This window comes from Paenibacillus sp. CECT 9249 (genome assembly GCF_918697855.1).
Lineage (GTDB): Bacteria > Bacillota > Bacilli > Paenibacillales > Paenibacillaceae > MSJ-34.
The window spans coordinates 336,834-350,998 of sequence record NZ_CAKKLI010000001.1 but is presented as its reverse complement, the minus strand read 5'-3'; the positions used below and the strand labels follow the sequence as shown (position 1 = coordinate 350,998).

The following is a 14,165-nucleotide window of genomic DNA, read 5'->3' as shown; positions in this document are numbered from 1 at the left end:
CCACACAAAATATGCCTACGGAGAACGATCATGACGAACGATTATTACGATCCGATCTCTTATTCGGTTCCGCCGGAAGAGGACGGATTTTTATTGAAGACGATTTTGCAAAAGCGGCTGAAGGTGTCGCGCAAACTGCTTTCCCGCCTGAAATTGACGGAACGGGGCATTACCGTCAACGGAGAACGCCGTTATATTAGCGTTCGCGTCGCCGCGGGAGATTGCGTGCAAATTCGCATGGAGCGGGAAACGTCGGAAGATATATTGGCGCAGCCGATCGATTTCGAAATCATATATGAAGATGAGCATTTGCTCGTTGTCAATAAAGAAGCGGGCAGGATCGTTCACCCCACCCACGGCCATTACGTGGATACGCTTGCGAACGGAGTTGTGCATTATTGGGCGGAACGCGGCGAGAAATACCGGTTTCGACCCGTTCACCGTTTGGATCAGGAGACGAGCGGCGTGCTTGTTATCGCCAAAAATCCCTACGTACATCAGCATATTTCCGAGCAAATGATAGACGGGGCCGTGTTGAAGGAATACGTCGCTCTCGTACACGGACATCCTGAGCAGCCGCAAGGCGTCGTAACCGGTCCGATCGATCGCGATCCCGGCAATCCGCATGTGAGAATCGTGACCGCGGACGGCTATGCGGCGGTGACGCATTATGAGACGAAGGAAGCCTATTCGCATGCTTCTTTGGTCGGATTGCGGCTTGAAACGGGGAGAACGCATCAAATACGCGTACATATGCGACATATCGGATGCCCGCTTATCGGCGACAAAATGTACAAGACATGGGATGCCGACAGGCTGGCGGAGGATGGACGGGCGAAGCGAATGGCTTCTTTGGACGGTTTGATCGACCGGCATGCGCTGCATGCATGCAGCATCGGATTCATTCATCCGATCACGCGGCGCGACATTCGGTTTACGGCGGATTTGCCGCAAGACATGCGGCGTCTGCGCCGAATATTGTCCGCAGGCCAAGACGAAATCATATGTTAATGGAGTGAAGACATGAGTCATTTGACCGTATACCAATATCCGAAATGCAGTACATGCCGCAGTGCGGTGAAATGGTTGCAAAATAAAGGGAAAACGCTGGAATTGCGCCATATTGTCGAAGAAACGCCGACTCCTTCCGAATTAACGGAAATCATTCGAATCAGCGGATTGGATATTAAAAAGTTTTTTAATACATCGGGCGAAGTATATAAAGCGTTGCAGCTCAAGGACAAGCTGCCGAACCTATCCGAAGAGGAAAAAATACGCCTGCTTTCCTCTAACGGCATGCTGATCAAACGCCCGCTCGTAACCGACGGGAAGCGGGTAACCGTCGGATATAAACCGGAGGAGTACGAACGCCAATGGACTTGACTTCGAGAATGAAACAATTGCGCTCCTCCCGCTTGAACCGAATGGCGAGCGGCATATTCGCCGAAGTGGCGCAATGGAAAGAAGCGGCGCGCGCCCGGGGAATCGACGTGATCGATTTGTCCATCGGCAGTCCCGACCGTCCTCCATCCGCGAGGATTATGGACGCGCTCTCGGAAGCGGCGCGCGATCCGGAGAACTACGGCTATCCGGGCTCGCGCGGCAGCCGGGAGTTTCGCGCGGCAGCGGCCGAATGGTACAAGCGGCGCTTTGGCGCCAGCCTGGACCCGGAGCGCGAAGTGTTGGCGCTGATGGGCTCGCAGGACGGCCTCGCCCATTTGGCGCTCGCTTTGACCGATCCGGGCGATACGGCGATCGTGCCCGATCCGGGTTATCCGATATATGCGGCGGCATTGGCGGTAGCCGGGGTCCGGCCTTACTATGTGCCGCTTCGCGCGGCAAACGGCTTTCTGCCGCAATTGGATCAAATACCGCAAGAAACGGCGGAGCGCGCGAAATATATATTGCTGAACTATCCCGGCAACCCGACCGCGGCGGTGGCGGATCGTGCTTTTTTTGGAGATTTGGTCGCTTTCGCGCGCAAGTCCGGTCTGCTTATCGTGCATGATTTGGCCTATTCGGAATTGGCGTTCGACGGCTTCCATCCGACGAGCATTCTCGAAATCGAGGGAGCCAAAGAAATAAGCATCGAGCTTCACTCGTTGTCGAAGAGCTTTCATATGGCAGGCGTCAGGCTGGGGTTCGCCGTCGGCAACGCGGACGTCCTCGATGCGATCGCCGCGCTGAAGAACGGGATCGATTTCGGCGTGTTCGCGGCGGTGCAGGCTGCCGGCGTCAAGGCGCTGCGCGACGATATCGCAAGAATGGAAGCGTCTTCCTCCGCGTCCGGCGGAAGCGGGCCGGACGGCTCGGCGGCGGGCGTATATGAAGCGAGGAGAGACGCGCTCGTCGCGGGCATGCGCAGCATCGGGTGGAACGTGCCGAACCCGAAGGCGACGATGTTTATTTGGGCTCCGATTCCGGATGAGCGGTCTTCCCGCCAATTCGCGCGGGATTTGCTGGAACGGGCGGGTGTGGCCGTTGTGCCCGGCGACGCCTTCGGCAAGGAAGGCGAAGGCTATGTTAGAATCGCGCTCGTTCAGGAGGAAGAACGATTGCTGGAGGCGGTGGAGCGGATCGGACAATTTTTGCGCGACCGGTAGAGTTAAGCTTCGGTCAGTACCGGATGTTCGCCATGTTCTCTTCCCCTTCGCGGCTTACCGTTATTTGGAGCATGGCTGCCGATTCTATCATGCTGTTTCCGCTATAAATTATGATATACTAGACTTCTAGCCTATGTTTTGCGAATTTTTTAGAGTTAACAATGTTGGGAGAGAGTTCGAGTGAACGAAACGAATGAACGGCGATTGCTGCTTGTGGACGGAATGGCCCTTCTGTTTCGGGCGTACTACGCGACGGCTTACGGCGGATACATACGGAAGACGCGCGCCGGCGTCCCGACGAATGCGGTGCATGGATTTATCCGCTATTTCTGGGACGCGGTCGGCAAGTTCAAGCCGACGCATATCGCCTGCTGCTGGGATATGGGCGGCAGGACGTTCCGGACGGATAAATTCGACGATTATAAGGCGAACCGGGCGGAAGCGCCGGACGAATTAATTCCCCAGTTCAGTTTGATCAAAGAAGTGATGGAAAGCTTCGGCATTCCGAATGTCGGCATCGAAGGCTATGAAGCGGACGATTGCATCGGCACGTTGGCCAGATTGTACGCTCCGCAAATGGAAGTGCTGATCTTGACGGGCGATCACGACATGCTGCAATTGATCGACGAGCGAATCCGCGTCATCATTATGAAGAAAGGCCATGGCAACTATATGGTGTATGGCGTGGAATCGTTAATGGAGGAGAAGCAGCTGACGCCGCGGCAAATCGTCGATTTGAAAGGGCTTATGGGCGACACGAGCGACAATTATCCCGGCGTGCGCGGCATCGGGGAGAAAACGGCGTTGAAGCTGATACAGCAGTTCGAGTCGATCGAAGGCATTTTGAGCAATCTCGATCAGCTCAGCAAATCGGTTCGGACGAAGATCGAGAGCGATTTGGACATGCTCCATCTATCGCGCGATTTGGCGCGGATCCGTTGCGATGCGCCGGTACAATGCGATCTGGAATCGTGTTTTTTCAACGTGGACCATGGCGAAATCAGACGCAAGTTCGAAGAACTTGAAATGGAGAGCTTACAAAAATTGATTGAGGTGTAGCAGAATCGTTATGACAACAATAAAATGGGCGGCAGCGATCGCTATATTCAGTCTATTATGCGCGTCTACGGCATTCGCCGCGGAAACGCCGCCGAAACAGAACGCGAAGCAGGAGACGAAACAGGCGGCAGCGCAAGCGAAACTGTCCTTCCAACCGAAAGTGGAAACGAAAAAAGTAACGGTGGGCAAGCGCACGTTTACCGTACAAACCGTAACGCTGCCCAAGGAAATGCAGGCAAGCGTCGGACTGCCCAATCATGTGGTCGGCAAAACGGGGCACTTAAAAGATATCGTCAAATTATCCGGCGCGCGGTTCGGAATTAACGGAACGTATTTCGAAGCGTACGGCGGCGCCCCCGAACCGTGGGGAACGATCATAGCGAACGGACAGGTCGAACATATCGGCAATACGGGAACGGCGGTCGGCTTTACCGATGACGGCAACGTTCTAATGGATCATTTGCGGATCAAAATATCGGGAACGGTAACTTCGCCTGCGGAGAAGAAGGCGAGTTGGTACGTCTACTTTGTGAACCGTACGCCCAAGGAGAACGGAAACGGCGCCATCTTATTTACGCCCAAGCGAGGCGCGAATATCGGCTTCAAATTCGGCAACGCCGTTGTCGTCGAGGACGGCGTCGTTACCAAGGTGACGAATAATGAAAATGCCGCTATTCCGAAAAACGGCTACGTGCTCGTGTTCGTCGGTGTGGAAGCTTCGATGGCGGACCGGTTCGAGGTCGGATCTACCGTTGAATATAAAGTAAGCTATCAAAATCTTAAGGGAGAAGAAATTCCTTGGGAGAACGTAACGACGGCGATCGGAGCCGGCCCGCGTCTTGTGAAGGACGGGAAACTGGCCGTTAATCCGAAGGAAGAAGGCTTCACGTCTTCCAAAATAGTAACGGACGGCGGGGCGCGCAGCGGTATCGCCGTGAAGAAGGACGGCAGCGTCGTACTGGCGACCGTCGGCGGCGCTACGATGAAGCAATGGGCGGAAATTATGCTGAAGCTTGGAGCTCAGCAAGCGATGAATTTGGATGGCGGAGCTTCGTCCGGACTGTTTGCCGACGGCAAAACGGTAACCGCTCCCGGACGCTTGATCGGCAACGCGTTGGTGTTCGGGAAAAACGAATCGAAATAGCGGATATGACGAAGGTTCGGATATGACAATAGGAGGAGAACAGGTACATGAGCATTCTAGGAGCAATTGAAGCGGGCGGAACGAAATTCGTGTGCGGAATCGGGACGAATGACGGCAAAGTGCTCGACCGGATCAGCTTTCCGACTACAACGCCGGAAGAAACGATCGGCCGGGTATTCGATTATTTCGACGGGAAAGACATCGCGGCGCTTGGCGTAGGATCGTTCGGTCCGATCGATCCGAAGAAGAACAGCCCGACTTACGGTTATGTAACGAGTACGCCGAAACCGCATTGGGGACATTACAATTTCCTCGGTGCGCTGCAAGAGCGGATTTCCGTTCCGATCGGCTTCGATACGGACGTGAACGTCGCCGCTTTGGGCGAATGGACTTGGGGAGCGGCGCAAGGTTACGATAGCTGTATGTACATTACGGTTGGCACGGGAATCGGGGCGGGGATCATTGTGGAAGGCCGCCTGCTGCACGGTTTATCGCATCCGGAGATGGGGCATATTCTTGTGCGCCGTCATCCGGACGATAAATATGAGGGCAAATGCCCGTATCATCGCGATTGCCTGGAAGGCGTGGCGGCAGGGCCGGCGATCGAGCAGCGTTGGGGCAAGAAAGGGTTCGAACTCGGCTTGGATCATCCTGCATGGGAGATGGAAGCCGATTATTTGGCGCAGGCGCTCATGAACAGCATATTGATGCTGTCGCCGGAAATTATCGTCATGGGGGGCGGCGTCATGAAGCAGGAGCAAATGTTCCCCCTCATCCATACGAAAGTGCAGCATCTGTTGAACGGTTATGTGCATCATGCCGCCATTTTGGAACGGATCGATCAATATATCGTTCCGCCGAAACTGGGGGACAACGCCGGCTTATGCGGCGGGCTCGCGCTGGCCAGACAGACGCTCCTTGAACAATAGCGCCCGACGTACGCATAAGGAACGAACCTTTTATTTAACGGTAAAACTTGGAGTTATTTTGTTCTCGTCGAGTGGAAAGTGAGATTTTGCGGTATTTTACGGAGTTAATTTCGTGCGGATTTCATGAATTGGCGAATCTGCTATGGGTTAGCTCCGGTTTTTCCTTTTAATCTCCCGGTTCGGCGATCGAGTCGCAGATTAACGCCGGATTTCGGAGCTATTTCGAGATAGGGGGAGACGCAGGGGGCTGCGCTATCATGTTGGATAACGAGCGCTTCATCCGACTAAGAATCGAAGCAATGCCGCCGGATTGGAAGCGTTCCTTCCCCAGCCCGGAAACGATAAAAACCCCGTCTGAACGACGGGGATTTCGACAAAAGGGGAGCGGCGCATTCATCCGCTGCCAAGGCCGGCCGCATCGGACGAAAGCGAATCGCTTCGATCGAAGCGATACCCCGTTATACGACCGAACCTTCGCCTTGCGCTTCAATCAATCCGTAAAATTGACCGTTCCGACGATTTGGGATAAAAATTCGCGCAATTCTGCCGCTTCTTCCTCGGATAATTTATACACATGCTCCAAATAGCCTTCTTCTTCCAAGTCGTCAGGCCCGATAATGGCCGTAATTCCGTTTTGTAGATCGACCACCAGTTGTTTGCCGTAGAAGCGGTTCGTTTTCGTAATGGCCAGATCGAATCGTTTATAGCTGTTTCCGATAAAGGTAACGAATCGGGTGGACGTATCTTCCGTATGATCGGATAAAAAATCAAATTCCAGCATGGACATCGCATTAAGCTCCTTTAAGGTTTCGTAGATTCGTACTCATTATATTATAAACCTTCTGCGATGCCAATCCGAAGAGGCATGACGGAAGTTTTCGATGCAGGATTGACAGGAAGCGGTTGCATGGTATAATAAGGGTAATTGAAAAATCGGACGGAGGAAGCACCTCTCTTACATGACGTAGGAGGGGTGTTTTTTGTTTGTCCGGAATTTTTTCAAACGAGAATAAAGGAGGAGCAAGCAGTATGAATATTGTGTTTTTGAACAGTTTGGAGAAACGGACGGAGCACGACCGGATCGTTACGGCTCAGGTGTCGATCTGCGAACGGCACGGTGAGTGGCATTTGTTCTGGGACGAGCCGAAACCGGACGGCCATGCGGAGCAAACCGTGTGGTACGAGGGGGGATCTTGGCAAGAGCTTCTGTCGGTATTTCGCCATGGAATCGCGGTGAAGCTTGGAGAAGGATATTCGCCGGTTATTGACGGGATGTTGGACGACCGTACGGACAAAACGTCGAAAATGTACGGCGCGCAAATGCTCGCATGCTATAGCGATTTGAATCCGAACGAAGCGCTGTATGCGGCGTTGACCCAATGGAGGCGTTCGCAGGCCGCCGCCGTGAAGAAAGCCCCTTATTTCGTCGCCACCAATCGAATGCTGCGCTTAATCGGCACGTTTATTCCGCAAACGCCGGAGGAATTGCTGCAAATCCCCGGTTTCGGCGAGAACAAAGTCGAATTGTACGGAACGGGCATTATCGAAATTACGAAAGAGGTACCGCGCGAGCATCGTTTTCCGCTCGATTGGGTGAAGGAGAAACTCGATCCGCTGGAATTTACGCAGTGGCTGTACAAGCAGAAGGAAGTGAAATATAAGCAGGAAATGGACAAGCTAACCGGGCGTCGCCGCCTTCTCGAGGGGGTCCAGCAAGGCCGGTCCATTGCGGAACTGCAAGAACAGTGCGGCATGCAGCGCCGCGAATTGGTGCAAATGCTGGAAGAGCTTGAACGGGACGGCTACGATGTAGAACCGGTGATCGAACGCGAGCTTCGGGATATGCCGGCGGAAGAACAGGCTTTGATCTGGGAGGCGATGCAAACGAGGGGCGATAAATATGTAAAGCCTGTCTTATTGCAAGCGTACGGAGACGATATTATGAAAGCGGACAATATCGATTTGTTATATGAGCGGATTCGCTTGCTGCGGCTTCGTTTCCGGCGCCAAGGCGAAGCGGTGAAACAGGCGGTGTAGCGCCATTCATACCGGCATAAGCCGGCATAAGGCCGTCCCCTGGCGGCGGTTCAACTTGCCGATGGGGACGGCCTTATCCGAGATCAGCCGATATATCGGCTGATAGCCTTTTACAACCAATCCTTCTTGCGAAATATATAGAACATGCCGAGGCCTAACGTCAGCATGAAGCCTAGCACAACGTAGTAGCTGAAATTCCAATGAAGCTCCGGCATATTGTCGAAATTCATCCCGTATATGCCCGTTATAATCGTTAGGGGCAGGAAGATGACGGTCATCGCGGTGAATACGCGCATAATATCGTTGGCGCGGTTCGCGATGCTCGATTGGTAAGCTTCGCGCAAGTTGCTCATCAAGTCGCGGTACGTCTCGAATGTTTCCGAGATTTTGACCGCGTTTTCGTAAATGTCGCTGAAATATTTTTGCAACTCGTCGTCAATCAATTTCAAATCTTTCTTATTTAATGTAGCGATCACTTCTTTTTGCGGGTTAAGCACTTTTTTCAACCATAAAATTTCGCTTCGCAATCCGATAATTTCATTCAGATGCGTTTTCTTCGTATGCATCAATATATCTTCTTCCAAATTCTCGATCCGGACTTCGATCCGATCGCCGACGGAAAAGTAGTTGTCTACGACCAGGTCGACGAGATGATACAAGAACCGGTCGGGCTTGTCGACTTCTTGTTCCCAGAGCAGCGGTTTGACCGCTCGAAGCTCGTTGATTTTTTGCTTTGTAACGGTAATGATGTAATGCCTGCCCAGAAATATATTCAGCGCGCGCAGGAAAATTTCCTCATCGTCAAAACGAATGCTGTTGATGACGATAAAATAATGGCTCTCATGAATTTCGATTTTCGGGCGTTGTTCTTCTTCGCTTAAACAATCCTCCACCGCCAAATCATGCATGCCGAACAACGGCTGCAAAACGACAAGATCGTCGACGTCGGCGTCAATCCAGTAAAAACCTTGACTCGGCGCATCCAACGCTTGATGGATGTTATCGATCAATGTAAACGCGCCGTCGTGTACCAAACGTATTTTCATCCGATTTCACTCCTCTTCGATTGCCTTACTGCTTGCATTGCGCGCAAGAGCAGAGGAAGAAATCAGGCATGCGAATATAACGCCGCGGTTTACCGAATATGCAAGCAATAACGATAACGGTTCGTTCCACCGGACGTCAAACATCGAACGCTGACTTCGTTCCTATGCAGTTGCGGGAAGTTGCGAACCCCTTTCGGCCTCGGATCGCCATCCATTCCGGCTTCACCTCTCCATTTCGTTATTCAAGCACTTGTTTAGTATAACGCGCGTCCATTGATGTTTCAAGACAAAATCATGACGTCGACCTATCATAAATTATGGCGTCCGCCGGCAAAATGTGCGGCGGTTGGCAAGGCCGAATCGTTCGCACGCCGGATGCTCGAAAAAGTCTTGACTGCCGCCTGTATTTCGATTAAAGTAGTTATTAAAATTAACTGAATATTGCATAGCAATTCTTATCAAGAGTAGGTGGAGGGACTAGCCCAATGAAACCCGGCAACCGGCTATTAAGTATAGTACGGTGCTAATTCTTGCGGAAGCGTAGCTTCTGACAGATGAGAAAGGCTCATGAACGAACATGACAACCTTTCTCGTATGAGAAAGGTTTTTCTCATTTTATATTTGAGACAAAGGAGTGAGCTTTATGCCGATCAAAATTCCGGATTCGCTTCCGGCCAAAGAAGTGTTGATTCAAGAAAATATTTTCGTTATGGATGAATCGCGGGCATACCATCAAGATATACGGCCTTTGCGCATTGCTATTTTAAATTTGATGCCTACGAAAGAAACGACCGAAACGCAAATATTGCGCTTAATCGGAAATACGCCGCTGCAGGTGGAATTTGTGCTGCTTCATCCGAAATCGCATAAGTCGAAAAACACGTCGGCCGAACATTTGGAAACCTTTTATAAAACGTTTGATGAGATCCGCCATTTGCGGTTTGACGGGATGATCGTCACCGGGGCGCCGGTCGAACAAATGGAGTTCGAAGAAGTGAATTATTGGGAAGAATTAAAAGAAATTCTCGAATGGAGCAAGTCGAACGTTACTTCGACCATGCACATATGTTGGGCTTCCCAAGCGGGGCTGTACTATCATTACGGAATTCGGAAATATCCGCTCGCGGAAAAATGCTTCGGCGTGTTCGCCCATACGGTCAATAAGCAGAACGTCAAGCTGCTGCGCGGTTTTGACGACATTTTCTACGTGCCGCAGTCGCGGCATACGGAAGTGCGCAAAGAGGACATCGAATCGGTCGAGTCGCTGGAAATTCTGTCGGAATCCGAAGAAGCGGGCGTCTATATCGCCGCGACGAAAGACGGCAAACAAATTTTCGTCACAGGCCATTCCGAATACGATCCTTGTACTTTAAAATGGGAGTATGACCGCGACGTTAGCAAAGGGCTTCCAATTGCGGTTCCGAAAAATTATTATCCGGACGACGATCCGACAAAGCCGCCGCTTTCCACTTGGCGGTCGCATGCAAACCTGTTGTTCTCGAATTGGCTGAACTACTATGTCTATCAAGAAACGCCATACGATCTGAATGCGGGAGTCGAAGTCGACTACGGCGCTTGGATTTGAGCGAATACCACGATCGGGGGGAGCACCATCCTATGTCAGATTTAAAAATAGAGAGCCGCTTGGCGCAAATCGGCTCCGTAAACGAACCGGCAACCGGGGCCGTTAACTTTCCCATCTATCAAGCGACTGCCTTTCGGCATCCGCGGTTGGGAGAAAGCACGGGATTCGATTATTCCCGCACGAAAAATCCGACCCGCGCGGTGCTGGAGGAAGCGATTGCGGATTTGGAGCGCGGAGACGCGGGATTCGCTTGCAGCTCCGGGATGGCGGCGCTGCAGACGATATTCGCATTGTTCGGGCAAGGCGATCACCTGATCGTTTCCCTCGATTTATACGGAGGTACCTACCGCTTGTTGGAACGCGTGATGAGCCGGTTCGGCGTAACGGCCACTTATGTGGATACGAACGATTTCGACGCGCTCGAGGCGAGCTGTTTGCCGAATACGAAAGCGGTGCTGATCGAGACTCCGACGAACCCGCTTATGATGATTACCGATATCGGGGCGGTGGCGGCATGGGCCCGCAAAAAGCAAATTCTCACCATTGTGGACAATACGCTTCTGACGCCTTTCTTCCAACGTCCGCTAGAACTCGGCGCGGATATTGTCATACACAGCGCGAGCAAATATTTGGGCGGCCATAACGATGTGTTGGCAGGCATAATTGTGACGAAAGGACAGTCGTTATCCGAACAAATGGCGTTTCTGCACAACTCGATCGGCGCGGTGCTGGGCCCGTCCGATTCCTACCAATTGATGCGCGGCATGAAAACGCTGGCTTTGCGGATGGAAAGGCATCAATATAACGCGCTCCGCATTGCCGAATATTTGCGGGAGCATCCGCAAGTGGAACAAGTGTATTATCCCGCGCTGCCGGATCATCCCGGTTACGAGGTGCAGAACAAGCAATCTTCCGGCAACACCGGCATCTTCTCGTTCAAAATGAAAAATAAACGGTATATCGAGCCGATACTGCGCCATATTCGTTTAATCGCCTTTGCGGAAAGCTTGGGCGGCGTCGAATCGCTTATGACTTATCCGGCCGTGCAAACGCATGCCGACATTCCGCCCGAAATACGGGAAAAAGTAGGCGTCGACGATCGATTGCTGCGTTTTTCCGTAGGCATCGAACATGTAGACGACCTCATTCAAGATCTTGGCCGGGCGATCGAAGCGGCAAGACGGGAAATCGAAGGAGAATAGACGATATGAAAGATCAGAACAAGAAGCAAATTTCGGATCGGCAGCGCAGATTCGCAACCCGGCTGCTGCATTTCGGCGGGGAGATCGACGGGGCGACCGGCGCGTCCAGCATGCCGATATATCAAGCGTCGACATTTCATCATCGCGACATTAACGATCCGCCGCCGTTCGACTATTCCCGTTCCGGCAATCCTACGAGGGACGCTTTGGAGCAATACATTGCCGTTTTGGAAGGAGGGGCGGGCGGTTTCGCGTTCGCTTCGGGCATGGCGGCCATTTCCACGGCGTTCATGTTGTTTTCCAGCGGCGATCATGTCATTGTGACGGAAGACGTTTACGGGGGGACTTACCGTTTTCTGACGACGATTTTGAATCGAATGAACATTGCAACGACGTTTGTCGATATGACGGATCTCGACCGGGTGAAGGCGGCTTTGCAACCGAATACGAAAGCGGTCTTCCTGGAAACGCCGTCCAATCCTACGTTGAAAATTACAGATATCGAAGCGGTCGCAACATGGGCGAAATCGCATGGCCTGCTCACGCTGCTCGACAATACGTTCATGACGCCGTATCATCAACGGCCGATCGAGCTCGGCGTCGACATCGTGCTGCATAGCGCGACCAAATTTCTAGGCGGCCATAGCGATGTGCTGGCCGGGCTGGCCGTCGCCGGCAGCGAGTCCCTCGGCCGCCGGCTGAAGCAGCTGCAGAACGGGATGGGGACGGTGCTCAGCGTACAGGAGTCGTGGCTCCTTATGCGAGGGATGAAAACGCTCGAAGCCCGTATGGCTCATTCGGAACAGAGCGCCCGCAAGCTGGCGGCTTGGCTTGCGGAGCATCCGAATATCGTCAAAGTATACTATCCGGGATTGGAAGATCATCCTGGACGGGCCATTCACGAGAAGCAATCGTCCGGCTACGGGGCCGTCGTGTCCTTCGACGTCGGATCGGGAGAGAAGGCGAAGCAAGTGCTCGGCAAAGTGCAGATTCCGCTTGTTGCCGTTAGCTTGGGTGCGGTGGAAAGCATCTTGTCCTACCCGGCGATGATGTCCCATGCGGCGATGCCGCGCGAAGTTCGGTTGGAGCGGGGGATCGGCGACGGATTGCTGCGGTTTTCGGTAGGATTGGAGCATATCGGCGATTTGATCGACGATTTATCCCAAGCGCTGCAAGATTGATCTTGTATAAGGATGTCAAGGAAGCCCGCGCAGGAACCTTGCATTTTTTCGATAAGCGACAGCGCCGAAAGGTGCTGTTTTTCTTTGCAAATTATGTTACGATGAAACAAACGGACGGAATTCGTATATTGTAAAATTCATAACAAGGGAGATGCTATACTACGATGGGTTCGATAGATCGTATACTGGATAAAGCTTTGCAAGGGGAACGGATCGGCCTGGAGGAATGTATCGCGCTGTTCGAATCGGATCAAGTCGAGAAAATGGGCCATGTCGCCAACGAAGTCATGAAGCGATGGCATCCCGAACCGATAACGACGTTCGTTATCGGCCGAAATATTAATTACACCAACATTTGCGACGTATATTGCCGCTTTTGCGCATTTTATCGTCGTCCGGGGCATGAGGAAGGCTATGTATTGCCGGATGAGACGATTTTCCAAAAAATACAAGAAACGATCGACGTGAACGGAACGGAAATATTGATGCAAGGCGGAACCAACCCGAATTTGCCGTTCAGCTACTATACGAATTTGCTGCGGGAAATTAAGAAACGGTTCGATATTACGATGCATTCCTTTTCTCCCGCGGAAATTTTGAAGATGAAAGAGGTATCCGACGGTTTGTCGCTGGAAGAAGTCATTCGCGAGCTTCACGAAGCGGGACTCGATTCGTTGCCGGGCGGCGGAGCGGAAATATTGGACGACCGTACGCGCAGCAAAATAAGCAAATTAAAAGGCTCCTGGCGCGATTGGATGGACGTTATGCAAACGGCGCATAAAATCGGCATGAATACGACGGCCACAATGGTCATCGGATTCGGAGAATCGATGGAAGAGCGTGCGCTGCATTTGCTGCGCGTCCGCGAGGCGCAGGACGAATGCATTGCGAATAAATACCCGTCCGCCGGGTTCCTGGCATTCATCCCGTGGACGTTCCAACCCGATAACACCAATATTCGGGTCGAGCGCGCGACGCCGGAAGAATATTTGAAGACGCTCGCGATCAGCCGCATTACGCTTGACAATATCCCGAATTTCCAATCTTCCTGGGTTACGATGGGGCCGGAAATCGGCAAATTAACGTTGTCTTACGGCTGCAACGACTTCGGCAGCACGATGATCGAAGAGAATGTCGTATCCGCGGCCGGGGCAACGCATAAAGTCAACATCGGTTCGACGTTGCAAATCATCCGCGAAGCGGGGAAAACGCCGGCGCAGCGCGATACCAAATATAATATATTGCGAATCTTTGACGAGAATGCGAGGGTCGAGCGCGATTTCGTCATGCAAAATTAAATAGTTCGACGGATTAGATTACGCTTTTAACCCTGGATAGCTTGACGCTTTCCGGGGTTTTTTCCTGTTTCTTGCGGCGGA

The 14,165-nt window shown here is 52.3% G+C and carries 13 protein-coding genes and 1 riboswitch; of the genes, 11 read left to right on the top strand and 2 right to left on the bottom strand.

Annotation, left to right across the window (positions count from 1 at the left end):
- Positions 1–30 precede the first annotated feature (30 nt).
- From LQ229_RS01610 to LQ229_RS01585, 6 genes are all read left to right on the top strand, one after another.
- Positions 31–1,011: an RluA family pseudouridine synthase gene (locus LQ229_RS01610; RefSeq protein WP_216538521.1), complete on the top strand. Its 981-nt coding sequence runs from the start codon at positions 31–33 to the stop codon at positions 1,009–1,011.
- 12 nt (positions 1,012–1,023) lie between these two features.
- A complete protein-coding gene (locus tag LQ229_RS01605) occupies positions 1,024–1,383 on the top strand; it encodes an arsenate reductase family protein (protein WP_216538520.1) in 360 nt (119 codons plus the stop codon).
- Between the two features lie 8 nt (positions 1,384–1,391).
- Complete coding sequence (locus LQ229_RS01600; RefSeq protein ID WP_216538565.1) at positions 1,392–2,603, top strand: aminotransferase class I/II-fold pyridoxal phosphate-dependent enzyme; 1,212 nt, start codon at positions 1,392–1,394, stop codon at positions 2,601–2,603.
- Positions 2,604–2,783: 180 nt separating this feature from the next.
- Positions 2,784–3,662: a 5'-3' exonuclease H3TH domain-containing protein gene (locus LQ229_RS01595; protein ID WP_216538519.1), complete on the top strand. Its 879-nt coding sequence runs from the start codon at positions 2,784–2,786 to the stop codon at positions 3,660–3,662.
- Between the two features lie 10 nt (positions 3,663–3,672).
- Positions 3,673–4,806 carry a phosphodiester glycosidase family protein gene (locus tag LQ229_RS01590; RefSeq protein WP_230190766.1) on the top strand — a complete coding sequence of 378 codons (1,134 nt, stop codon included), beginning with the start codon at positions 3,673–3,675 and terminating at the stop codon, positions 4,804–4,806.
- Positions 4,807–4,853: 47 nt separating this feature from the next.
- On the top strand, positions 4,854–5,735 hold the full coding sequence (locus LQ229_RS01585; protein ID WP_290369999.1) for an ROK family protein: 882 nt from the start codon (positions 4,854–4,856) through the stop codon (positions 5,733–5,735).
- A 490-nt stretch (positions 5,736–6,225) separates the two neighbouring features.
- On the opposite strand, the gene LQ229_RS01580 is transcribed toward LQ229_RS01585, so the two are convergent.
- Complete coding sequence (locus LQ229_RS01580) at positions 6,226–6,516, bottom strand: DUF3055 domain-containing protein (RefSeq protein ID WP_216538563.1); 291 nt, start codon at positions 6,514–6,516, stop codon at positions 6,226–6,228.
- Between the two features lie 248 nt (positions 6,517–6,764).
- Here LQ229_RS01580 and LQ229_RS01575 point away from each other — a divergent pair, with 248 nt between their 5' ends.
- Positions 6,765–7,772 carry an HRDC domain-containing protein gene (locus LQ229_RS01575; RefSeq protein WP_230190765.1) on the top strand — a complete coding sequence of 336 codons (1,008 nt, stop codon included), beginning with the start codon at positions 6,765–6,767 and terminating at the stop codon, positions 7,770–7,772.
- A 110-nt stretch (positions 7,773–7,882) separates the two neighbouring features.
- Here the strand turns inward: LQ229_RS01575 and corA are convergent, their stop codons facing one another.
- Positions 7,883–8,818, bottom strand: coding sequence for a magnesium/cobalt transporter CorA (corA, locus tag LQ229_RS01570; protein WP_216538516.1), 936 nt, complete (start codon positions 8,816–8,818; stop codon positions 7,883–7,885).
- Positions 8,819–9,270: 452 nt separating this feature from the next.
- Positions 9,271–9,379: riboswitch (SAM riboswitch) on the top strand.
- 82 nt (positions 9,380–9,461) lie between these two features.
- Here corA and metA point away from each other — a divergent pair.
- The 4 genes from metA to mqnC all read left to right on the top strand — a co-directional run bounded on the left by metA (position 9,462) and on the right by mqnC (position 14,084).
- Positions 9,462–10,403, top strand: coding sequence for a homoserine O-succinyltransferase (gene metA, locus LQ229_RS01565; RefSeq protein ID WP_216538515.1), 942 nt, complete (start codon positions 9,462–9,464; stop codon positions 10,401–10,403).
- A 32-nt stretch (positions 10,404–10,435) separates the two neighbouring features.
- Positions 10,436–11,605 carry a PLP-dependent transferase gene (locus LQ229_RS01560; protein ID WP_230190764.1) on the top strand — a complete coding sequence of 390 codons (1,170 nt, stop codon included), beginning with the start codon at positions 10,436–10,438 and terminating at the stop codon, positions 11,603–11,605.
- Between the two features lie 5 nt (positions 11,606–11,610).
- Positions 11,611–12,786: an aminotransferase class I/II-fold pyridoxal phosphate-dependent enzyme gene (locus LQ229_RS01555; RefSeq protein WP_230190763.1), complete on the top strand. Its 1,176-nt coding sequence runs from the start codon at positions 11,611–11,613 to the stop codon at positions 12,784–12,786.
- A 164-nt stretch (positions 12,787–12,950) separates the two neighbouring features.
- Complete coding sequence (gene mqnC, locus LQ229_RS01550; RefSeq protein ID WP_230190762.1) at positions 12,951–14,084, top strand: cyclic dehypoxanthinyl futalosine synthase; 1,134 nt, start codon at positions 12,951–12,953, stop codon at positions 14,082–14,084.
- Positions 14,085–14,165 lie beyond the last annotated feature (81 nt).